The organism is Nocardia sp. AB354, from assembly GCF_049538315.1.
Classification (GTDB): Bacteria; Actinomycetota; Actinomycetes; order Mycobacteriales; family Mycobacteriaceae; genus Nocardia; species Nocardia nova.
The window spans coordinates 86896-107518 of record NZ_JBMVFU010000016.1 but is presented as its reverse complement, the minus strand read 5'-3'; the positions used below and the strand labels follow the sequence as shown (position 1 = coordinate 107518).

The window sequence follows — 20623 nt, the reverse complement described above, 5'->3', positions numbered from 1 at the left end:
CCATCCTCGTCTCGCCGCGCGCGCCCGCCGCGCGGGTGCCTCCTCATGGTGACGATGCCGCCGGGCCGAGTGTGACATCGGGGTGCCCGAGGGGGCCGATAGTCTCGCCCGGTGCGATATGGAACGGCGCGGGCCGCGGGACTGCTGATCGGATTCGCGGCGGATCGGATTTTCGGTGATCCGCGGCGAGGACATCCGGTGGCGCTGTTCGGGACGGCGGCCGCCGCGGTGGAATCGGCGGGATATCGTGATGCGCGTGCCGCCGGGGTCGTGCACGAGATCGTGTTGGTGGGTGGTGTCGTCGCGCTGAGCGCGGGCGCGGAGATCGCTGCCCGGCCATCGGGAATCACCCGTGGGAGCGGCGTGGTGTCGGCATGGCGGAATCGGCGCGGCGGCGTGGCCGGGGGCAGGCGAGGCGGGTGCGCCGGCGTCCGGACGGCGGTGGTGCAGGGGCGCCCCGGTCGTCACGCGGGGCTCGGCACCATCATGATCACTGCGGTCGGCACGTGGATCGCGCTCGGCGGCACCACGCTCGCCCGGACCGGGCGCGAGATGGCGGATCGACTGGAGGCGGGGGAGTCGACCGGTGCGCGGGAGGTGCTGCCCTCGCTGTGCGGACGCGATCCCGAAGCGCTCGACGCCGACGGATTGGCCCGTGCCGCAGTCGAATCCATTGCCGAGAACACCTCCGACGCCACCGTCGCGCCGCTGGTGTGGGGTGCGGTCGCGGGAGTGCCGGGGCTGCTCGGCTACCGCGCGATCAACACGCTCGACGCGATGGTCGGCTATCGCAACGAGCGCTACACCAACTTCGGCTGGGCCGCCGCGCGCGTCGACGATCTGGCGAATCTGCTGCCCGCGCGGGTGAGCGGGGTCCTCACCGTGATGCTCGCGCCGCTGGTGGGCGGGTGGCCCGGCGATGCGTGGCGCGCGTGGTGCCGCGACGCCGGGGCGCACCCGAGCCCCAACGCGGGTGTCGCCGAGGCCACGATGGCCGGAGCGCTGGGCGTGGCGCTGGGTGGGCGGACCGAGTACCGCCACGGGACCGAGATGCGTCCGGTGCTGGGCGACGGGCGGACCCCGCGGGTACCCGATCTGCGCCGGGCGGTGCGATTGTCGAACGGTGTGCAGCTGACGGCCGCGGTGGTGGCGGCCGTGACCGCGTACGCGCTCGGGCGCCGCCGATCAGCTCGCGCCGAGTTGCCGGAGTAGAACGGCGGTGTCCAGGTATTGCCGGTCCTCGACCACCTTGAAGTCGGTGTCGAAGACCAGAACCTTGGCGTAGGCGATCTCGAACCGCCGGCCGGTCGCCGGGAGCAATGTCGCACCGGCGACGACGAAGTCGTCCACCGAGGTTGCGCGGCCGACCAATTCGGCGACCGCCGAGTTCGGTGCCGGATGCACCGCACGAATGTCCTCGGCGTAATCCGGGAAGGCCCTGAACCAGGCGCGGCTCCAGTCCAGGGTCCCCACGAGATCCAGTCGCAGGCCGGTACCGGTGTCGAATGCGTAATCGGGGGCGCAGGTCGCCGCCCAGGCATCCCACTGCTGCCCGGTCCACGATCGCTGCACGGTGTCGTAGGCCTGCCGGATGGCGTTCATCCCGTTCTCCGCTCGTATCGAGAGATCTAGCTATACCAATCTATAGCCAAATAGGTCGATCGGGCCAGTCGTGAAGTGGGCCGATTCTGCGGGATCCGGTCAGCTGCGGGCGTTGCCGTAGCGGTCGGCCAGGCGGTCCGCGGTGGTGCGTGGTTTCGGCGCGGCCGATGGCTCGTCCGGTGCGGAGGCGGTCTCGGGCTGGGCCTTCGGAGCCGGCTCCGAAGGGGCGGAAGCCGCAGCGGTGCTCGTGCCTTCGGCTGATTCGGCAGCCGGTGATCCGGCGGTGCTCATGGCCGGGACCTGCTCACTCGGGGTGGCTGCCCCCGCAGCGGCACGGTCGCGGCGGCGTTCGCGGATTTCGGCATAGACGAAGTAGCCGAGGCCGAGCGGGGCCATCACACCGAACGCGATCCACTGCAGCCCGTACGAGAGATACGGGCCCGCGTCGAGCTGGGGGAGTGACTCGGGGGTGAAGGCGCCGGGCTGGCCGGCGTCCAATTGCAGATAGCCGCCGTGCTCACCGGTCGCGAAGCCGGTCAGCGGCGTGCCCAGAACCGTGGCGAGCTGAGCGGTGTCGACCGAGTACACCTGGCGGAGGCCGTCACGGACCATCGGATCCTTGCCGGGGACGGCGCCCTCGGATTTCCGGACCCGTCCCTCGATGTGCTGCTGACCCGACGGCGGCTCCGCGATCACCGGCAGATCCGAGCCGTTCACCGCCGCGATCAGGCCGCGATCGACGAGCACGACCCGGCCGTCGTCGAGCCGGAAGGCGGCCAGCACCCCGTAGGCGGGCTGATCGTTGAGCCGCTGCAATCGCTCGACCACCATCGAATTCGGCACGTAACTACCGGTCGCGACCACCCGCCGCCATTCGGTGTCGGCCGGATTCGTCCCGGCCGGTGGCGTGCCCTCGCCCGTGTTCAGCAGGTTCTTCGCCGGGACCGGGTCGGCGTTGACCGAGGCCGCGATCAGGTTGTTGCGATGAGACGTCGAGGTGTTCTTGCCCAGCTGCCAGGGCGCGAGCACGGTGAAACACAGGTAGGCGAACGCGACCACGACGACCGCCAGGATCGCCCAGCTGGGCCGCAGGAGGAAGGTGAGCCGGCGCAGGATGTTCATTGCCGCGGTCCGGTCGTCGCGGGTTCGCCGAGTTGTTCGCGCACCCAGGCCAGCAGCGCGGGAACGGCCGCCTCGATCTGCTCGCGCACGAGTTCGAAATCGGTGTCGTCGCCGTAGTAGGGGTCGGGGACGTCGTGATCGTCGGCGTCCGGATCGAAGCTGCGCAGCAGTCGCCGGCGCGCTTCGGGGATCCGCAACCGGGTCAGTTCGCGATCGTGGTTGGAATCCAGGGCGACCAGCAGATCGGCGTCGAGATGATCGGGGCCGATCATGGCCGCGACGTGCCCGATCGGATATCCGTGGCGGGTGAGCAGGGCGGTGGTGCGCGGGTCGGCGTCCGAGCCGACGTGCCAGGCGGTGGTGCCGGCGCTGCTCACGCGCACCCGATCGGCCAGTCCGGCGCGTTCCAGATGCGCGGCGAAGATCTTCTCGGCCATCGGCGACCGGCAGATATTGCCGGTGCAGATGAAGGTCACGTGCAGCTCGCCCACGCACCCATTGTGGCCGGTCGGTGCGGGCGGCGGCCACGTAGGGTAGATGGCTGTGCCCGAGGACACCCCCACGACCGCCGGCACGCGGTCGCACGCAGGCTCGAGCCGCCCGAGCGATACGCGTCCGGGCGGAGCAGCCGAGGCGGATGCGACGCGTGCGGGTTTCGCCGTGGGCGCCGCCGGGGGCATCGGCGGCGTGCGGGCGTCCGGGGGTCCCGAAGTCGGCGGTTCCGGATCGACCGATGCGGAGTCCGGCGGTGCTGGATTCGGGGGTGCTGGGTTCGGTGGTGTGCAGGTCGACCGTTCGGCGTTGCGGCATCACGGGGACCGCGATGTGCTGCCGGGGATGCTCGACTTCGCGGTGAATGTGCGGGACGAGGCGCCACCGGAGTGGTTGCTGCGGCGGCTGGCCGCGCGACTGCCCGCGCTGGGGCGGTACCCGTCCGAGGACGAGGCCGACGCGGTGCGCGCGATCGTGGCGGCACGGCACGGCCGCGCGCCCGAGGAGGTGTTGCTGCTCGCCGGGGCCGCGGAGGGGTTCGCGCTGCTGCCGCGGCTGGCATCGCGGCTGGCGGCCGTCATCCATCCGTCGTTCACCGAACCGGAACTCGCTCTGCGCGAGGCCGATGTTCCGGTCGCCCGGGTGGTGCTGGCACCGCCCTACGAGCTGGCCGGGGCGCGGGTCCCCGAGGATGCCGATCTGGTGGTCCTCGGCAATCCGACCAATCCGACCTCGGTGCTGCATCCTCGCGCGGTGATCGAATCGCTGCGCCGGCCCGGCCGCCTCGTGGTGGTCGACGAGGCCTTCGCCGATGCGGTGCCCGGTGAGCCGGAAACACTTGCGGGACAGTCCTATCCGGACGTTCTGGTATTGCGCAGCCTCACCAAGACGTGGGCGCTGGCCGGATTGCGGTGCGGATATCTGCTGGGTCCGCCCGAACTACTGACCCGGTTGAACCACGGTCGCCCGCATTGGCCGCTCGGCACGCTGCAACTCGAGGCGATCGCGGCGACCTGCGAAGCGCACGCGATCGCCGAAGCCGAGGCGAGCGCGATCCGGATCGTGACCGAGCGAGAGGCGATGATTCCCCGCCTGCGCGCCCTCGGCATCGACGTGCACGAACCGGCCGCAGGTCCTTTCCTGCTGATCCGCGTGCCCGACGGTGAGCTGCTGCGGAAACATCTGGCGGACAGAGATATCGGTGTCCGGCGGGGTGACACCTTCCCGGGGCTCGACGGTGAATTCTTACGCCTGGCGGTCCGCGACAGCGACGCTGTCGATCGTTTGGTCGCCGCGATCGAAGCCGTCGGCCTGTGAGGATTCGCGCTCGGGGGCACGCGGCGCGGTCCGTCCCGGCAGGCGGCATCGGAGTGGATAATGACCGGAACGGCGAAACGGTGGAGGTGCGGTGGTGACAGCGACGAATTCTGTTGTGACGCTGGAGGACTTGATCCGAGTACTCGACGACGCGTATCCGCCCCGGCTGGCGGAGTCCTGGGATTCGGTGGGGCTGGTGTGCGGTGATCCCGCTGCCTCGGTATCTCGGGTGCTGTTCGCGGTGGACGCCACCGCTGCCGTCGTCGACGAGGCGATCGATTGGGGCGCACAGGCTTTGGTCGTGCACCATCCGCTGCTGCTGCGCGGCGTCGACACCGTGGCCGCGAGTACGCCGAAGGGCGCGCTGCTGCATCGGCTGATCCGCAACGACTGTGCGCTGTTCACCGCGCACACCAATGCCGATTCGGCCGATCCCGGAGTGTCCGATGCCCTCGCCCACATGCTCGGGTTGACGGTGACCGGGCCGGTGGAGCAGAAGTCGGCGGCGCCGGTGGACACCTGGGTGGTGTTCATTCCGCGCGACCACACCGATGCGGTGCTGGCGGCGATCTTCGAGGCCGGCGCGGGGGGCGCCGGGTTCTATCGCGAATGCGGCTGGCGGGTACCGGGGACCGGGCAGTTCCGGCCGATGGCGGGGGCGAATCCGGCGATCGGTCAGGTCGGCGACCTGGAGTTCGTCGAGGAGGACCGCGTCGAGGTGGTGGCGCCGCCGTCGGCCCGCCCCGCGGTACTGGCCGCGTTGCGGGCCGCCCACCCCTACGAGGAACCGGCCTTCGACGTCACCGAACGCGCGGCGCTGCCGTCGGGACGAGGTCTGGGACGCATCGGCACCCTGCCGGAACCGGAAACGTTGCGCGCCTTCACCGCTCGCGTGCGCGCCGCCCTGCCCGGTACCGCCTGGGGTGTGCGGGCCGCCGGTGATCCCGACCGGGAGATTCGCACCGTCGCGGTCTGTGGTGGCGCGGGCGATTCCTTCCTCGGCACGGTCGCGAAGCTCGGCGTCGACGCCTACGTCACCGCCGACCTGCGCCACCATCCCGCCGATGAACATCTGCGCGCGGGCGGTCCCGCACTCGTCGACGTCGCCCATTGGGCCAGCGAATTCCCCTGGTGCGCCCAAGCGGAAGGTATTGTGCGGGAAGCGCTTCCGGGCGTGCAAACCCGGGTCAGTACCCTCCGCACCGACCCGTGGACCCTCGGCGCCGCCGACGACTGACATGAGCGGCGGTCGCACAGGTTCGGTTCGGTGGCGAGCCGGCCGGCTGTGTCGGTTTCGGGCGGCACAGGGACGAGCGGCGCGAGGCCGGCCCGGGCGTTCTCCCGCGACCGTGGACGGGCGCGAATTCACTCCGTCCGGATGTCCGGCTCGTGGTCGACGGGGAAATTGACCGAGTTGGCGATGAAGCAGCGCTTGTGCGCCTCCGTGTGGAGTGCGCGCGCCTGCTCGACCCGAGCGGCATCGGTGATGGTGACGCGGGGGCGCAGGGTGACATGTTCGAAGCGCTGGTCGTTCATCACGCCTTCGGCCTCGTCGAGATAGTCGATCACGACGATTCCGGCCTCGACGCACAGATGCAGGTACCAGAGCATGTGACATTCCGAGAGCGAGGCGACCAGGAGCTGCTCGGGATTCCAGCGCGTCGCGTCGCCCCGTCCGACGACCGGGTCCGCCGAGCCCGGCAGGGGCGGCCGCCCTTCGGCGAGCACCTCGTGATTGCGCGAATACGAGCGGTAGTCGGTGGTGGCGCCGGTCCACACCACATCCACGCGATAGCGATGTTCGGCCATCCGGTCAGAGTGTCACAGTCGGGGCGGCGCCGCACTCGAGTTGTTGTGCCGGCGCCCGGGGCACAGGGCATCAGGTCTCGACCGCGTATCCGGTGGTCGCGGGCGGGCCGTGCGGGGTTGGGGCGAAACCGGCCGCGGGCAGAGTACGGTTGAGCACCGGCGTCGCGCACCCGCTGCCCGTCGCCCCGCAACCGTCCATAGTGTCGAGGAGTACGTCCCGCGTTGAATGTCGAACCACCGATCCAGGCCAAACTGCTCGACCTCGCGGCCGTCGACGCCGAGTTGACGCGGATCGCGCATCGCCGCAAGGTGCTGCCCGAACAGCAGGAAGTGCAGCGGCTGGAAGCCGAACGCACCGATCGCAAGGATGCGGCGGTCAAGGTCGAGATCCAGCTCGACGATCTCGACCGCGACATTCGCAAACTCGAGGGCGAGATCGACGCCGTGCGCAAACGCGAGGCGCGCGACCGCGGAATGCTCGAGGGTGGCAACGTCGGCGCCAAGCAGCTCTCGGAGTTGCAGCACGAACTGGGCAGCCTGGAACGCCGGCGCGGGGTGCTGGAGGATGAACTGCTCGAGGTGATGGAGCGGCGCGAGGCCGCCGAGGCCGATCACCAGCACGCGGGCGCCAACCTCTCGCGCGCCGAGGAGGATCTGACCCTCGCGCAGAGCCGGCGCGACGACGCGGTCGCCGACCTGGATGTGGCCGCGCAGCGTTGCGACGCCGACCGTGAACAGCTGCTCGCCGGATTCCCGGACGAACTGCTCGCGATCTACGACAAGCAGCGCGCCCAGCACGGTGTCGGCGCGGCGCTGTTGCAGGCTCGCCGGTGCGGCGCCTGCCGCATCGAACTCGACCGCGGTGAGATCGCCCGGATCGCCAAGACCGATCCGCAGGTCGTGGTCCGCTGCCCCGAATGCGGTGCGATTCTGGTGCGCACGAAGCAATCCGGATTGTGACGGGCCGGCGATGACGGTACGCAGCGTGATCGTGGAGGCCGACGGCGGTTCGCGAGGCAATCCCGGCCCGGCCGGTTACGGCGCGGTGATCTGGGATTCCGACCACGCCACGATCCTCGCCGAACGCCGTGAATACCTCGGCGTCACCACGAACAACGTCGCCGAATACCGCGGTCTCATCGCGGGCTTGGCGGCCGCGGCGGAACTGGGCGCGCGCACCGTCGAGGTGCGGATGGATTCCAAGCTCGTCGTCGAGCAGATGTCGGGACGCTGGAAGGTCAAGCACGCGGCCATGATTCCGCTCGCGGAACGTGCGAGGCAGCTGGTCGCGGGCTTCGATCGGGTGGGCTTCCAATGGATTCCGCGCGAGCAGAATTCGCATGCCGATCGGCTCGCCAACGAGGCCATGGACGACGCGGTGGTGGTCGCGGAGGTGCGCGAAGCCGATACCGAGCGCCCGGTGATCGACAGCGTGGCCGAACCGGAATCGGCTGCGCAGGAATCGGTGTCGGCGCGCGGCGTCGAGGCGGAGCTGCCGGGCTGGATCGACGAAGCGGCCGACGCCCGTGCCGCGCACGAGGATCCGGTCGTGCAGGAGACGGCCCCGGCGACAACCGGTCCGGGCTGGACCGGCGCCCGCGGGCGGCCGACCCGGCTGTTGCTGCTGCGTCATGGCCAGACCGAATTGTCCGTGGAGCGACGGTATTCCGGCCGCGGCAATCCGGACCTCACCGCACTCGGCCGGGAACAGGCCGCCCGCGCCGCGAAATATCTCGCCGCGAAGGGGGATATCGCCGCGGTCGTCACCTCGCCGCTGGCCCGGGCCCGCGAAACCGCGCAGGCCGCGGCCCAGGCCCTCGACGTCCCGGTGCGGGTTCTGGACGCGCTGACCGAAACCGATTTCGGCGAATGGGAAGGCCTCACGTTCACCGAAGCGGCACAACGGGATCCGGAGTTGCATCAGCGCTGGCTCGGTGATCCGTCGCTGCCCGCCCCGGGCGGGGAGAGCTTCGCCCAGGTGCGCGAACGCGTCGAGGCGGCGCGTCGCGATCTGCTCGCGCTGTATCCGGGACAGAACGTCGTCGTGGTCAGCCACGTGACGCCGATCAAGACACTGCTGCAATTGGCCCTGGAAGTCGGCCCGTCGCTGCTGTATCGGCTGCATCTGGATCTGGCGTCGCTGTCGATCGCCGAGTTCTATCCCGACGGCGGATCGTCGGTGCGTCTGGTCAACGACACCTCGTATCTCTGAACGCCGGTCGGCGACGGTCAGGGACGCAGGACCGACACCAAAAATTCGGTCTGGTCGTAGACGGCCTTCTCGAACCAGTCGTCGAAGTAGATGTCGAAGTGCCCGATCGGGTATCGCTTCACGATGCCGTGTTTGGTGCGTTCAGCGGCCTTCAGCGTCGGACCCACCGGCGCGACCGAATCGTTGTCGCACACCGCATACAGCACCGGCACCTTGATGCCCTTGGTGCGCCGCCACGGTGAATCGAACAGTACCGACATCCCTACGCGGGCAGCGACTTTCGGCTGGTACTGCTCGCTCTCCTCGGCGAGGCGGCCGAAACCCTCGGGCACGTCGGAGGCGCTCATCAACGCCGCCGAACGCTTCCGCCCGGCCAGTCGCACGCCCACCGGCTTGCGGCGGATCGGGCCCACCAGGATGTCGATGAGCGCGAGGGTGCCGGTCTTGGCGAGGCTGATCGGCCCCTTCGCCATCGCCGAGGACCAGCCGCTGGTGAACGGGCACTGTGCCACGACAGCGGCCAGGTAGTCGTCCTCGTGTGCGATGGACAGCACGTGCCCGCCGCCGAAGGAGCTGCCCCACAACGCGATTCGGGTCGCGTCGAAGCCCTTGAGGGTGCGGGCGAAGGCGATCGCGGCGCGCCAGTCGTCGCGCTGGCGGGCGATGTTGATCAGCTGGCGCGGTTCACCACCGCTGGCCCCGAAATGCCGGTAATCGAAGACCAGCACGCCCATTCCGGCCGCGGCGAACCGGCGTGCGTAGCGATCCAGACCCATTTCCCGGTTCGCGCCCAGCCCGTGCCCCATGATGACCAGCGGACGCGGTTTGGGCGGGCCGTCCGGAAGATAGAGCCACGCTGCACACTGTTCGCTTCCCGAACCGAACCCCACCTCGACACGCTCCATGGGCGAATACCGTACTGGGTCGCGCGCCCGGCCGCAGACGTGGATCCCCGCTCAGGGCACGATTACGGGTGGACGGAACGCAAACATTCGCGAGTCAGATCCTTCCGCGCCGGATAGCCGTCGACCGCCATGATCAGGTCCGCTTCCGCCAGCAGAGTGCGCAGGACGTGCACGATTCCGTCCACCCCGCCGAGCGCCAGACCGTAGGCGTAGGGCCGGCCCACTCCGACCGCGGTGGCGCCGAGCGCGAGCGCCTTGACGACGTCTGCGCCGCTGCGGATTCCGGAATCGAACAGCACCGGCAGACCCTCGGCCGCGGCGACGACCTCGGGCAACATGTCGAGCGCGGGCAGTCCGCCATTGGCTTGGCGCCCACCGTGATTCGAGCAGTAGATGCCGTCCACGCCGCCGTCGCGGGCCCGGCGCACATCGTCGGGATGGCAGATTCCCTTGACGATCAAGGGCAGATCCGTGAGGGAGCGCAGCCAGGCCAGATCCTCCCAGCGCAGCGGGTTGCCGAACAGTTGCACCCACCGCAGCACCGCACTCATCGGATCCTCCTCCGGTGAGCGCTGCAGACCGGAGAGGAAGACCGGATCGGTGAAGTAGTTGGCGAGGCAGTGTCCGCGCAGCTGCGGGAAGTTACCGGTGGACAGGTCGCGCGGCCGCCAGCCGGTGATCCAGGTGTCGAGGGTGACGACGATGCCCTTGTACCCGGCCTGCTCCGCGCGGTGCACCAGGCTGGCCGCGAGATCGCGGTCGGTGGGGGTGTAGAGCTGGAAAAAGCCCGGGGTGTCACCGAATTCGGCGGCGACATCCTCGAGCGGATCGACGGTGAGGGTCGAGGCGACCATCGGCACACCGGTGCGGGCGGCGGCGCGGGCGGTCGCCAGATCGCCGTGGCCGTCCTGGGCGCAGAGGCCGATCACGCCGACCGGGGCCATGAAAAGTGGTGTGGGAAGCGTCATTCCGAACAGATCGACCGACAGGTCGCGCTCCTTCGCGCCGACGAACATGCGGGGGATGAGCCCCCAGCGGTCGAAGGCGGTGACGTTGGCGCGCTGGGTGCGCTCGTCGCCCGCGCCGCCGGCCACATACGACCAGATCGAGGGCGGCATAGCGGCCTGCGCGCGCTGTTCGAGTTCGGCGAACGCGACCGGGTACTCCGGTACGACACCGCGCAGCCCCTGGAAGTAGATCTCGTTCTGGAAGTCACCGAACCCCATGTGCGCTGCCCTTCTGTGCCGTCGGTTCGCTGTGGGGACGCGCTCCACGGCGAATGCGGCTTCACTGTATGCGTAACCTCCGGTACCGCGCCACGCCCGTCCGAGGGCGCGCCGCAGGACGGCCGCGGCCGATTCCCGGCCGCGCCCGGATGCCGGTCGCGGCCCGATGTGCGCTCGGCGCCGCTCGCACGGCACAATGGTTCGCGACGAGTCGGTCGGGCGACCGCGTCGACGGGAACGGGCACAGCTGTGCCGCCGCCCGTCGCCGAGGAAAGTCCGGACTCCACAGAGCAGGGCGGTTGTTAACGGCAACCCGGGGTGACCCGCGGGACAGTGCCACAGAAAACAGACCGCCGGCGGTCTCTCCGGAGGTCCGCCGGTAAGGGTGAAACGGTGCGGTAAGAGCGCACCAGCGCCCCGGGTGACCGGGGCGGCTCGGTAAACCCCGCCCGGAGCAAGGTCGAAGGCCGCATTCTCGCGAGTGCGGCTGCGCAGGTGCCCGAGGGCTGCTCGCCCGAGCCTGCGGGTTGACTGCTCGAGGTGCCCGGTGACGGTGCACCCAGATGGATGGTCGCCTCCCGGTGCGAATCGGGAACAGGATCCGGCTTACAGACCGACTCGTCCCCTTCGGGGTTCGCGGCATGAGACCCTGGCCGCATGGATGCCACGCCTCGGCAGATCATCGTCACCGGCTGCCTGCGGGTGGACCCGGCCGATCGGGATCGTTATCCGGCGACCTGCGTCGAGGTGGTGAGCGCGGCTCGGAAGACGCCCGGATGCCTCGATTTCGCGTTGTCGGCCGACCTGATCGATACCGGCCGCATCAACATTCTGGAACGGTGGAGCGACCGCGCGGCGCTGGATGCTTTCCGCGGCGCGGGCGTGTCCGACGAGCAGGGTGCGATGATCCGGGAAGCGCGGGTCACCGAGTTCACGGCCGGCGACGAAACCTCACTGCGCTGACCGACCGCGCCCGGCTAGCGCGCGCAGCCCTCGCCGTTGTCCGGATGGTCGGTCGGGTTCGGGTACGGCCCGTTGCGGAGGGTTTCGTGCAAGGCGTCCGAGATCGCCGCCAGATTGGCGCCCGCGCGGTGAAAGGCCTGGGCGACAGTGGAATTCGGGTCCTGCAGGCCGGCCAGGACGAGGTGTTCGGTGCCGACGGCGGTATGGCCCGCCCGGCGCGCGATCGCCGAGGCATCGTCCAGCATTCGTCGCAGGGCGGGGGTGTGCGGTAGCGGTTCCGCGTTCATGTCTCCATGATCGCCCTCGCCGGCAACTTCGGAGCAATATCGGCATGTTCCGTGATCAGCGGAAGGGCGCCGGATCAGGGGTGCAGCGGTTTGCGCCGCGGGCGCACGATGCGGTGGGTGATCTTCCAGCCGGCACCGATGCGCTGGATGGTGTCCTCGTAGGTGGCGCTGCCGACCGTACCGTCGGTCATGACGCCGAACCCCTTGGACAGGGCGCGGACGGTGCCGTCGGCGACCTCGTTGATGACGATGTTCGTGACGTGGTGGGCGACGGGGTTGTTGTCGCCCATCGCCAGCGCGGCGTCGCGGCAGGCGGGGATTCCGACCAGGACGCCGCCGCCCATGGCGCTGACGTCGTAGACGACGTCCTCGGCGAACAGGGCGGGCCAGCCGTCGAAATCGCCGTTGTCGGTCAGGTGGCCGTGCAGATTGATCAGATCGGTGATCGCGAAGTGGTCTTCCGCGGACAGCATGTCGGGTCCTCCGGCGGTCGAGGCGAGGGGAGTGGTCAGCGGAAGCCGGTGTCGGCGGCCCAGGGTTCGAGCTCGTTCAGATCGGCGAGGCGCTGAGTCAGGGTGGCGCGGATGCCGGCGAATGCCTCGGGGCCGAGCGGCAGCCGCAAGGGCGGCTCGTCCATGGCGACCGCGCGCAGCACGGCCGCGGCGGCGCGGGCCGGATCGCCGGGCTGGGCGCCGTCCTGGGCCTGGAAGCGCTCGCGCTCCTCCGCGAAGACCGGTGCGTATTCGGGCATCGATTCGGCCCACTGAATGGATCGCCCGGCGAAGTCGGTGCGGAACGGTCCCGGCTCCACGATGGTGACCTTGATGCCGAACGGCGCGACCTCGTACGACAATCCCTCCGAGAGTCCCTCGACCGCGAATTTGCTGAGTGCGTAAGGGGTTCCACCGAGACGGGCGCGCACGCCGCCGACCGAGGACAGCTGCACGATATGCCCGCTGCGCTGGGCCCGCATGAGCGGCAGTACCGCCTTCGTGACCGAGATCAGGCCCCAGACATTGGTTTCCATCAGTGCGCGCAGTTGCTCGTCGTCGCATTCCTCGAGCGCGCCGCGCAGTCCGTAGCCGGCGTTGTTGACCAGAACGTCGATGCGGCCGAACCGAACTCGCGCCTCCTCGACCGCCGCGGTGATCGACGCCGGGTCGGTGACGTCCAGCTGCGCGACGAGCACCCGCTCCGGAGCACGATCTCGAAGTTCGGCAAGGGATTCGGTTTTGCGCGCGGTGGCGACCACGCTGCCGCCGTCGGCCAGCACCGCCTCCGCGATCGCGCGGCCGAAGCCGCTGCTGGTGCCGGTGATGAACCAGACGTGATCGGTGGTCATGGTGGAGGCCTCCTGGGTCGGATCGTCGTCGAAGCCGGGCCTTGCGACCGCATGCGGTGCCCGCGGCGAGCCGCCGGCACCGGGTGCGGTCGCGCGGTGATCAGCCGGCGGGGTTGATCACCAGAATCTGGGCCCAGTAGGCCGCCTGCTCCGGACCGACGAGGGGCAGCAGGTAGTCGAAGACGATGGACGACATGCGGTGTGGAACTCCTTGTACTCGAGGAACTATTACTCGACGACTCTCGCCGCGCGGCGCACTCTCGTTACTGCACGGACCCCCGAATCCGTGGGTACGCCGTGGCCTGTCACCATCGGCAACAGTAACAGCGCGCTCGGACAGTCGCAGGCCCAGCGGAAAACGGACTCGACGGGGGGATTCGGCGTACGGTAGCGTGATCTGGACGTAGGTCCGACTCGTCGGAGTGATATCCGTTCGCTCTGAATGATGTGATATTTCTTTCCGGAATGATCCGGTTCGCGGGCTGTCGATGTTCGCGCTCGCAACGATCCGTCGACCCCCGTTGCACGCGCCGGAACCGTGTGGCCGCCGTCGTGGTGGCCGATCGCGAAATCGCAGGCACCGGAGCTTCGCGCGGTCCGCGCCCCGGTCGCCGCCCGGTCCGGCCGGCGGGCGCATTGTCGGCAAATGTGGGCGAATCGGCTGGTCCCGGCGTGTCCCGCGCGACGAACCGCCCCGGAGTGGCCGGAACCGTGACCGACGTCATACAGTGTTGGCCGTTGGAAGTGTCGTTGCCGGGGGTGGTAGCGGCTATGGGTGCTACGAGTGTCGGAAAGCAGGTTCTGTATATATGCGAGTAGTTCGCAAGTTGGCGGCCGGTGCATTGATCGCCGCAGCTGCGTCGGGTGTGGCGGTGTTGGGCGCGGGATCGGCGTCCGCGGTCGCGGTCACTCCGCTGCCGGGTGGCGTCCAGGTGGACCTCAGCCCCGGTGACACCCAGTGGGTCCACCAGACCCATTTCGGCCAGTCGATCGCGGTGCTGCCGCACCCGTCGGCCGCCTCGTTCGGCCAGGCTCTCGATGCCGCGGCGACCCTGTCGTCGCAGTACCCCGACGGCCGCGTCGTCTTCACCGTGTACGGCCCGTTCGATCAGCTGAACGGCACCATGCTGGCGCTCAAGTAAGGTTCAGCGCCCGCGTGGAACTGCATCCCAGGATCGTCTCGGCACCGGTGGATTTCGGTGTCGTGCGATCCGAATTCGGACTCGCCTCGGAATATCCGTCCGAGGCGGTCTCGGAGGCCCGCGACGCAGCCGATGCGTTCGCGGGCGTCCGGGCCGATCGCACCGACATCCCGTTCGTGACGATCGACCCACCCGGCGCCATGGATCTCGACCAGGCGCTGCATCTCGAACGCACCCCGACCGGATTCCTGCTGCACTACGCCATCGCCGATGTGGGCGCGGTGGTCGCGCCCGACGGGGCGCTCGCGCGGGAATCCCTCGCCCGGGGCCAAAGCTTCTATCTGCCCGACGGCACCGTGCCACTCCATCCGCCGGTGCTCTCGGAAGGGTCGGCGAGTCTGCTGCCCGGCGCCGTTCGTCCCGCCGCGCTCTGGACCATCGACTGCGACGACAAGGCCGAGCCGCGACGCTTCTCGGTGCGGCGCGCCCTGGTTCGCTCCCGCGCCCGCCTCGACTATCCCGGCGTCCAGGCCGACGCCGACGCCGGCCGCCTGCATCCCTCGATCGCGGCACTGCCGGAATTCGGCCGCCTGCGGATCGAGGCCGGGTTGGCGCGCGGCGCGATCGAACTGCGGCTGCCCGCGCAATCGGTGATTCCCGACGGACGCGACCACGACACCGAACACTGGCAGCTGGCGGTCGAGCCGCGCACCGCCGCCGACGACTGGAACGAACAGGTCTCGCTGCTCACCGGCATCTGCGCGGCCCGAATTATGTTGGCCGACACCGATTCCGACGCCCGCATCGGATTGCTGCGCACGATGCCTGCGCCACCGGCCTCGGCGATCGCGTCCATGCGCCGCACCGCCGCCGCGCTCGGGGTGCGCTGGCCGGCGGGTATGCCGGTGGGCCGGATGCTGGCCGGCCTCGACCCCAACACCCCCGCCGCGCTGGTGCTGAACTCGGAGGCGACCAGCCTCCTGCGCGGCGCGTCCTACACCGTGCTCGACGGGCAAGCGCCGGATGTGTTGCAGCACAGCGGGATCGGCGCCGCCTACGCACACGTGACGGCGCCGCTGCGCCGCCTCGCCGACCGCTACGCCACGGAGGTCTGCCTGGCTCGCTGCGCGGGCACCCCGGTGCCGCAGTGGGTTCGCGACGGACTCGGCGCCGCCGCCGACGCGATGCGGCGCAGCGACGCGGTCGGTGGCAAACTCGAACGCGCGTGCATCGACCTCACCGAATCCACCGTGCTCGCACCACGTCTGGGCGACATTTTCGAGGCGGTGGTCATCCGCGAGGGCAACGGCAACCGATCCGCCGAGATCTTCGTCGCCGATCCGCCGGTACTCGCCAAATGCGCCGGGGCACCGCCCGAAGGACGGCGGGTGCGAGTGCGCCTGGACATCGCGGACCCCGATAAACGCGTGGTCGGTTTCAGCTTCCCCGCGGACGCGCGCGAGGCGTCCGATCAGGACAGGTAGTCGTAGTTCAGGAATTCGATGAGGGACGGGTACTGGTCGAGGGCGGTGCGCGCGGCTTCGACCTCGGCGGCGCACAGCAACTCGTAGGGCGTCGTATCGTCGCCGCGGCCGCGCACGAGTTCGGCGCGGGCGGTGATGGTGGCCAGCGCCTCGATGGCGTCGCGGTGGTCGCCCAGGACGCTCTGCACCTTCTTCGCGCGCCGGGCCAGGTCCTCGGCGGGGCCGTCGAGGATATCGGTGGCGGCTTCGGCGCTGTAGCGTAAACGCTTGGCGGCCTTGCGGATATCGTGCAGCGCTTCGACCCGATCGGTGTCCTCGACGGCTCGTTCCGCGTCGACCCGGTCCTTCAGCCGGCGCAGGTCCGCGCGCACCGCGGCCGTGAACACGCGGTCGGCGTCGCGACGGGCGCGTTTACGGCGCAGCGGCGGATCGGTGCGCAGGCCGACCACTCGCGCCCGCAGCAGGTCGTAGCGCTCACCGTCGAGCTCCCGCAGCACGGTTCGGTGGGCGTCGGTGTAGGCCGCGCGCTCCGCGCTCACCAGCCGCCGCCCGAGATGCCGCTGCACGTCCGGATATTCGTCCAGCAGCGCGGCGAACCGGTCGGCGCGCACCTCGGCGTCGCGGGCGATGCCGAGCAGCCCCGCCAGCCACCGCAATTCGTCGCGGATGGCATCGATCTCGCCGCGGTGGAACATCTTCCGATACGACCGCAGCACCGATCGCAGCCGACGGGTGGCGACCCGCATCTGGTGCACCGAATCCGATTCGTCGGCACGAACCTTCGGCTCCGCCGACAGCAGCCGGTCCACGTCCTCACCGAGCGCGGCGACGACTGCGGGACCGGCTGCGCCGCTCATCGCCGATCCCGGAATTCGTCGGTGGCCTCGATCAGATGATGAGTGGTCCCCGGCTCGGCGGCGGCATGACCGGCATCGGCCACCAGATGCAGCCGCGAACCGGGCCAGGCCCGATGCAGATCCCAGGCGCTGACCGCCGGGCAGACGATATCGTGGCGGCCCTGCACGATCACCGCGGGAATATGCGCGATCCGGTCGATATCGCGCAGCAGCTGGTTCTCTTCCAGGAATCCGCCGTGCACGAAGTAGTGGTTCTCGATGCGGGCGAAGGCCAGGGCGAAGCGGGGTTCGGCGGATTCGGCGACCCGCTCCGGTTGTGGCAGCAGCGAACTCGTCGCTCCCTCCCAGCTGGACCACGCCACGGCGGCGGCGGTCGCCACGTCCTGATCGGGGGAGTGCAGCAGCCGGTGATAGGCCGCCACCAGATCCCCGTCACGCTCGCCGTCCGGGATCGGCGCCAGGTACTTCTCCCATTCGTCGGGATAGACGAATCCGGCGGCGCCGTTGTAGTACCAGTCGATTTCCTTGCGCCGCAACAGGAAAACGCCCCGCAGCACCATCTCCGTCACGCGCTCGGGGTGGGTCTGGGCGTAGGCCAGCGCCAGCGTCGAACCCCACGACCCGCCGAAGACCTGCCAGCGCTCGATCCCCAGATGGGTGCGCAGCCGCTCGATATCGGCCACCAGATGCCAGGTGGTGTTGACCTCCAGACTCGCCCCGTCGGCCACATGCGGCGTCGAACGCCCGCACCCACGCTGGTCGAACAGCACGATCCGGTAGGCGGCGGGATCGAAGAACTGCCGGTGCATCGGATCGGTGCCGCCACCCGGGCCGCCGTGCAGGAACACCACCGGCTTGCCCTCGGCGTTGCCCGACTCCTCCCAGTAGATGTGCTGCCCATCGCCCACGTCGAGCATGCCCTCACGGTAGGGCTCCAGCGGCGGGTAGAGGGTGCGCATCAGAAGGCGATTCCCGAGGCGAGATCGGGCAGTTCCAGCGCCTGCAGTGCCTGTGTGCGAACATCGGCGCAGGTCTTGGTGGTGATCCGGTCCACCACGGCCTTGTCGCCGAGCACCGCCAGGTTGATGCCGCCGTTCTCCGCGGCCCACTGGTGCACCGTGATGTTCAGCGCCACCTTGCCCAGGGTCGGGCCCTGCACCCGCCAGTCCGACAGCTGCGGCGAGATGGCGTCGCACAGCTTCTGCGCGACCGGGTCGGGAACCTGGACGGGACTGGTCTGTCCCGGCTTGGCGGTGACACCGGCCGAACCGCTGGGACGCGCGGCCGTCGAGGTCGCCGAGGCGCCGGATTTCTCGGGGCCGGCCGAACCCGTGCTTTGGCCACCACATCCGGCGACCAGCACGACGGCCAGCGCCGCACCGACGGCGAGCGCTCCGCGAGTCATCCAACGGCTCTGCGACATCTGTTCCCTTTGTTCGATTCCGGCGTGCATCCGGAGTTCCTGCTGTGGACCTACGAGTCTGCCACCTCACCGCGGGTGGCCGGGTGGCTCAGGCGAAGTTCGCGCGCAGCAGGTCCAGCATCTCGGTGACGAAGGGCGCGAACCGTTCGCCGGGGCGGCCCGGTGCCGTGTCGATGGTCAGCCACGAATACAGGGTGGTCAGCGGCGCGAGGCGTTCGGCCAGCTCGATCTCGCGGTCGGTGACGGTGGTCAGTTCCCGCCAGGCGTCGAAATACGCCGCGCGCTGCGGATCCCGGAAGGTGCGCACGGACAGGAAGGGATGGGTGATCAGCGCATCGCCCCAGTCGAACACCGCGGCGGTGGCGCGGAAGACGTGGCCCGGATACAGGTCGTTGTGTTCCACGCTCAGCCGGCCGTACCGCGCGAGTTCGGCAGCGGCCGATTCGATCGCGAACTCCAGCCCCGGGGCGCGGTCGGCGAAGTGGCGGTAGACCTCGATCAGACGCACCGGCGGCAGGTACGGAGTTCCGGTGTCGCGCAACGATTCCGCGTGCGTGCAGACGGTGTGCTGCAGGCCGGCGTAGGACCGCAGCACCGATTCCCATTCCGGGGGACGCGGCGGCGCGTCCGCACCGTCGAGTGCGAATTCGCCGTCGAGCGGTCCGGTTCGCATGGTCTCGCCGCCGTCGCCTCCGAGGAACCATCCGTTCTCACGATGTACCGCAAGGGGTTTCGGCACCGATCCCGGAACGAGCCGATCCAACGCCGCCAGCAGCGGGCCCTCGTGGGCGAACGCGCGTGCACTCGCCTTCGCCCAGACAGCTCCGCCGTTCGTCTCGATGCGGGCGAGCAGCGTCCAGTCCCGCCGCCGCATCTCCTGCGCGCCGGTCACGGTCAGGCCCCGCTGCGCGAGCTCCCGGGTGGCCCAATCGATCAGTGGTTGCAGTGGTTGATCGGCCACCGATACAGGGGCGTTCATCGGGACAACCTAATCAGCTCGGCGATCGTCGGTGCGGCCGGCCGGAGCCGGTCTCGCACAGGCGATCACAGCGTCAGGTACTCGCCCAGCTCCCACGGGGTGACCTGGGCGCGGTAGGTGGCCCACTCGTGGCGCTTGTTGCGCAGGAAGAAGTCGAACACGTGCTCGCCCAGCGTTTCGGCGACCAGCTCGGACCGCTCCATCGCCCGCAGCGCCTCGTCCAGGGTCGAGGGCAGCTCGCGGAAGCCCATCGCGCGGCGTTCGGCGGTGGTCAGTGACCACACGTCGTCCTCGGCCTCGGGGGGCAGCGTGTACCCCTTCTCGATACCGCGCAGGCCCGCGGCCAGCAGCACCGCGAAGGCCAGATACGGATTGCACGCGGAGTCTGGGCTGCGGATCTCGACTCGCCGCGAGGACTGCTTGTTCGGCGTGTACATCGGAACCCGGACCAGTGCAGAACGATTCGACCGGCCCCAGGAAGCGGCGGTCGGCGCTTCGCCGCCGTGGATCAGCCGTTTGTAGGAGTTCACCCACTGGTTGGTGACGGCGCTGATCTCGTTGGCGTGCTCGAGAATGCCCGCGATGAACGCACGCGCGGTCTCGGACAGGTTGTTCGGGTCGTCGGGATCGGCGAAGGCGTTGTGCTCACCCTCGAACAGGCTCATGTGGGTGTGCATGGCCGAACCCGGATGGTCGGAGAAGGGCTTGGGCATGAACGAGGCCCGCACGCCTTCGTCGATGGCCACCTCTTTGATGAGGTAGCGGAAGGTCATCACGTTGTCGGCCATCGACAGCGCGTCGGCGTAGCGCAGGTCGATCTCCTGCTGGCCGGGCGCACCCTCGTGATGGCTGAACTCCACCGAGATGCCCATCGATTCGAGCGCGTCGATGGCGTGGCGGCGGAAGTTCGGCGCCTCGTCGTGGACGGCCTGATCGAAGAAGCCGCCGTTGTCGGCGGGCACCGGACGGCCGTCCTTGAGCGCCGAGCGGATCAGGAAGAACTCGATCTCCGGATGCACATAGCAGCTGAACCCCAGGTCACCGGCCTTGTTCAGCTGCCGGCGCAGCACGTGCCGCGGATCGGCCCACGACGGCGAGCCGTCGGGCATCGCGATATCGCAGAACATGCGCGCGGAATGCTGATGGCCCTTGCTGGTGGACCAGGGCAGTACCTGGAACGTCGACGGATCGGGCTTGGCGACCATATCGGCCTCCGACACCCGGGCGAAGCCCTCGATCGCCGAGCCGTCGAATCCGATGCCCTCCTCGAAGGCGCCTTCCAGCTCCGCGGGGGCGATCGCCACCGACTTCAGATATCCCAGGACGTCGGTGAACCAGAGTCGCACGAAGCGGATGTCCCGCTCCTCGAGCGTCCGCAGCACGAATTCCTTCTGGCGATCCATACGCGCGAGCGTAGGCACCCGCGGTTAAATCCGTGTTACATCGTGCAACAACCGCCGG

General features: G+C 69.6%; 22 protein-coding genes and 1 other RNA gene. 9 read left to right on the top strand and 14 right to left on the bottom strand.

The genetic code is table 11. The features are described 5' to 3' along the window. Positions 1-111: 111 nt before the first annotated feature. Positions 112-1212: a cobalamin biosynthesis protein gene (locus tag ACPCUW_RS22755; RefSeq protein ID WP_305779851.1), complete on the top strand. Its 1101-nt coding sequence runs from the start codon at positions 112-114 to the stop codon at positions 1210-1212. On the opposite strand, the gene ACPCUW_RS22750 is transcribed toward ACPCUW_RS22755, so the two are convergent. The 3 genes from ACPCUW_RS22750 to ACPCUW_RS22740 form a co-directional block, all read right to left on the bottom strand. Further along, positions 1186-1602 carry an ester cyclase gene (locus tag ACPCUW_RS22750; protein WP_423426965.1) on the bottom strand — a complete coding sequence of 139 codons (417 nt, stop codon included), beginning with the start codon at positions 1600-1602 and terminating at the stop codon, positions 1186-1188. The genes ACPCUW_RS22755 and ACPCUW_RS22750 overlap by 27 nt on opposite strands. Before the next feature lie 99 nt (positions 1603-1701). Continuing rightward, the gene (locus ACPCUW_RS22745) at positions 1702-2715 is read right to left on the bottom strand and encodes an SURF1 family protein (RefSeq protein WP_104367078.1); all 1014 of its coding nucleotides are present in this window, start codon (positions 2713-2715) and stop codon (positions 1702-1704) included. 5 nt (positions 2716-2720) lie between these two features. Continuing rightward, positions 2721-3215 carry a low molecular weight protein-tyrosine-phosphatase gene (locus ACPCUW_RS22740; protein WP_030515370.1) on the bottom strand — a complete coding sequence of 165 codons (495 nt, stop codon included), beginning with the start codon at positions 3213-3215 and terminating at the stop codon, positions 2721-2723. Positions 3216-3504: 289 nt separating this feature from the next. Here ACPCUW_RS22740 and cobC point away from each other — a divergent pair, with 289 nt between their 5' ends. After that, on the top strand, positions 3505-4533 hold the full coding sequence (cobC, locus tag ACPCUW_RS22735; protein WP_423427072.1) for an Rv2231c family pyridoxal phosphate-dependent protein CobC: 1029 nt from the start codon (positions 3505-3507) through the stop codon (positions 4531-4533). Positions 4534-4627: 94 nt separating this feature from the next. After that, positions 4628-5770, top strand: coding sequence for a Nif3-like dinuclear metal center hexameric protein (locus ACPCUW_RS22730; RefSeq protein WP_423426964.1), 1143 nt, complete (start codon positions 4628-4630; stop codon positions 5768-5770). Between the two features lie 128 nt (positions 5771-5898). On the opposite strand, the gene ACPCUW_RS22725 is transcribed toward ACPCUW_RS22730, so the two are convergent. After that, positions 5899-6342, bottom strand: a complete 444-nt coding sequence (locus ACPCUW_RS22725) for an OsmC family protein (protein WP_063011141.1) — start codon at positions 6340-6342, stop codon at positions 5899-5901. A 222-nt stretch (positions 6343-6564) separates the two neighbouring features. Between ACPCUW_RS22725 and ACPCUW_RS22720 the strand changes: the two genes are divergently transcribed. Next, positions 6565-7302 (top strand): zinc ribbon domain-containing protein, encoded by a 738-nt coding sequence (locus tag ACPCUW_RS22720; RefSeq protein WP_030515366.1) that lies wholly within the window; start codon positions 6565-6567, stop codon positions 7300-7302. 10 nt (positions 7303-7312) lie between these two features. Next, entirely contained in the window at positions 7313-8554 is a 1242-nt protein-coding gene (locus ACPCUW_RS22715; RefSeq protein WP_423426963.1) for a bifunctional RNase H/acid phosphatase, read from the top strand. Positions 8555-8571: 17 nt separating this feature from the next. Here ACPCUW_RS22715 and ACPCUW_RS22710 read toward each other — a convergent pair whose 3' ends face one another. After that, positions 8572-9459 carry an alpha/beta hydrolase gene (locus ACPCUW_RS22710; protein WP_063011135.1) on the bottom strand — a complete coding sequence of 296 codons (888 nt, stop codon included), beginning with the start codon at positions 9457-9459 and terminating at the stop codon, positions 8572-8574. A 62-nt stretch (positions 9460-9521) separates the two neighbouring features. Then, positions 9522-10685, bottom strand: coding sequence for a lactate 2-monooxygenase (locus ACPCUW_RS22705; protein WP_104367065.1), 1164 nt, complete (start codon positions 10683-10685; stop codon positions 9522-9524). Between the two features lie 207 nt (positions 10686-10892). Here ACPCUW_RS22705 and rnpB point away from each other — a divergent pair. Continuing rightward, positions 10893-11310: RNase P RNA component class A (gene rnpB / locus ACPCUW_RS22700), an RNA gene on the top strand. A gap of 32 nt (positions 11311-11342) precedes the next feature. Beyond that, on the top strand, positions 11343-11648 hold the full coding sequence (locus tag ACPCUW_RS22695) for a putative quinol monooxygenase (protein WP_423426961.1): 306 nt from the start codon (positions 11343-11345) through the stop codon (positions 11646-11648). Positions 11649-11662: 14 nt separating this feature from the next. On the opposite strand, the gene ACPCUW_RS22690 is transcribed toward ACPCUW_RS22695, so the two are convergent. The 3 genes from ACPCUW_RS22690 to ACPCUW_RS22680 all read right to left on the bottom strand — a co-directional run bounded on the left by ACPCUW_RS22690 (position 11663) and on the right by ACPCUW_RS22680 (position 13277). Then, the gene (locus ACPCUW_RS22690; RefSeq protein WP_423426960.1) at positions 11663-11935 is read right to left on the bottom strand and encodes a Clp protease N-terminal domain-containing protein; all 273 of its coding nucleotides are present in this window, start codon (positions 11933-11935) and stop codon (positions 11663-11665) included. Between the two features lie 74 nt (positions 11936-12009). After that, on the bottom strand, positions 12010-12408 hold the full coding sequence (locus ACPCUW_RS22685; protein ID WP_030515360.1) for a nuclear transport factor 2 family protein: 399 nt from the start codon (positions 12406-12408) through the stop codon (positions 12010-12012). 35 nt (positions 12409-12443) lie between these two features. Beyond that, a complete protein-coding gene (locus ACPCUW_RS22680) occupies positions 12444-13277 on the bottom strand; it encodes an oxidoreductase (protein WP_195075319.1) in 834 nt (277 codons plus the stop codon). Positions 13278-14086: 809 nt separating this feature from the next. Here ACPCUW_RS22680 and ACPCUW_RS22675 point away from each other — a divergent pair. After that, positions 14087-14419: a hypothetical protein gene (locus tag ACPCUW_RS22675; RefSeq protein WP_030515358.1), complete on the top strand. Its 333-nt coding sequence runs from the start codon at positions 14087-14089 to the stop codon at positions 14417-14419. Between the two features lie 14 nt (positions 14420-14433). Then, a complete protein-coding gene (locus tag ACPCUW_RS22670; protein ID WP_423426959.1) occupies positions 14434-15903 on the top strand; it encodes an RNB domain-containing ribonuclease in 1470 nt (489 codons plus the stop codon). Here the strand turns inward: ACPCUW_RS22670 and ACPCUW_RS22665 are convergent. From ACPCUW_RS22665 to glnA, 5 genes are all read right to left on the bottom strand, one after another. Continuing rightward, the gene (locus tag ACPCUW_RS22665) at positions 15891-16760 is read right to left on the bottom strand and encodes a CHAD domain-containing protein (RefSeq protein WP_423426958.1); all 870 of its coding nucleotides are present in this window, start codon (positions 16758-16760) and stop codon (positions 15891-15893) included. The two genes, ACPCUW_RS22670 and ACPCUW_RS22665, sit on opposite strands and share 13 nt — an antisense overlap. After that, positions 16757-17719, bottom strand: a complete 963-nt coding sequence (pip, locus tag ACPCUW_RS22660; RefSeq protein WP_423426957.1) for a prolyl aminopeptidase — start codon at positions 17717-17719, stop codon at positions 16757-16759. The genes ACPCUW_RS22665 and pip overlap by 4 nt, the downstream gene beginning before the upstream one ends. Beyond that, positions 17719-18165: a hypothetical protein gene (locus ACPCUW_RS22655; protein WP_423426956.1), complete on the bottom strand. Its 447-nt coding sequence runs from the start codon at positions 18163-18165 to the stop codon at positions 17719-17721. Before ACPCUW_RS22655 ends, pip begins: the two co-directional genes overlap by 1 nt. 106 nt (positions 18166-18271) lie before the next feature. After that, entirely contained in the window at positions 18272-19162 is an 891-nt protein-coding gene (locus tag ACPCUW_RS22650; protein ID WP_423426954.1) for a hypothetical protein, read from the bottom strand. A 65-nt stretch (positions 19163-19227) separates the two neighbouring features. Beyond that, entirely contained in the window at positions 19228-20565 is a 1338-nt protein-coding gene (gene glnA / locus ACPCUW_RS22645; protein ID WP_030515350.1) for a type I glutamate--ammonia ligase, read from the bottom strand. Positions 20566-20623 lie beyond the last annotated feature (58 nt).

Excerpts from the sequence above, each read along its gene's own strand:
- ACPCUW_RS22750 (WP_423426965.1), bottom strand. The coding sequence starts at position 1,602 with ATGAACGCCATCCGGCAGGCCTACGACACCGTGCAGCGATCGTGGACC.
- ACPCUW_RS22725 (WP_063011141.1), bottom strand. The coding sequence starts at position 6,342 with ATGGCCGAACATCGCTATCGCGTGGATGTGGTGTGGACCGGCGCCACC.
- ACPCUW_RS22715 (WP_423426963.1), top strand. The coding sequence starts at position 7,313 with ATGACGGTACGCAGCGTGATCGTGGAGGCCGACGGCGGTTCGCGAGGC.
- ACPCUW_RS22710 (WP_063011135.1), bottom strand. The coding sequence starts at position 9,459 with ATGGAGCGTGTCGAGGTGGGGTTCGGTTCGGGAAGCGAACAGTGTGCA.
- ACPCUW_RS22705 (WP_104367065.1), bottom strand. The coding sequence starts at position 10,685 with ATGGGGTTCGGTGACTTCCAGAACGAGATCTACTTCCAGGGGCTGCGC.
- ACPCUW_RS22695 (WP_423426961.1), top strand. The coding sequence starts at position 11,343 with ATGGATGCCACGCCTCGGCAGATCATCGTCACCGGCTGCCTGCGGGTG.
- ACPCUW_RS22690 (WP_423426960.1), bottom strand. The coding sequence starts at position 11,935 with ATGAACGCGGAACCGCTACCGCACACCCCCGCCCTGCGACGAATGCTG.
- ACPCUW_RS22685 (WP_030515360.1), bottom strand. The coding sequence starts at position 12,408 with ATGCTGTCCGCGGAAGACCACTTCGCGATCACCGATCTGATCAATCTG.
- ACPCUW_RS22680 (WP_195075319.1), bottom strand. The coding sequence starts at position 13,277 with ATGACCACCGATCACGTCTGGTTCATCACCGGCACCAGCAGCGGCTTC.
- ACPCUW_RS22675 (WP_030515358.1), top strand. The coding sequence starts at position 14,087 with ATGCGAGTAGTTCGCAAGTTGGCGGCCGGTGCATTGATCGCCGCAGCT.
- ACPCUW_RS22665 (WP_423426958.1), bottom strand. The coding sequence starts at position 16,760 with ATGAGCGGCGCAGCCGGTCCCGCAGTCGTCGCCGCGCTCGGTGAGGAC.
- pip (WP_423426957.1), bottom strand. The coding sequence starts at position 17,719 with ATGCGCACCCTCTACCCGCCGCTGGAGCCCTACCGTGAGGGCATGCTC.
- ACPCUW_RS22655 (WP_423426956.1), bottom strand. The coding sequence starts at position 18,165 with ATGACTCGCGGAGCGCTCGCCGTCGGTGCGGCGCTGGCCGTCGTGCTG.
- ACPCUW_RS22650 (WP_423426954.1), bottom strand. The coding sequence starts at position 19,162 with ATGAACGCCCCTGTATCGGTGGCCGATCAACCACTGCAACCACTGATC.
- glnA (WP_030515350.1), bottom strand. The coding sequence starts at position 20,565 with ATGGATCGCCAGAAGGAATTCGTGCTGCGGACGCTCGAGGAGCGGGAC.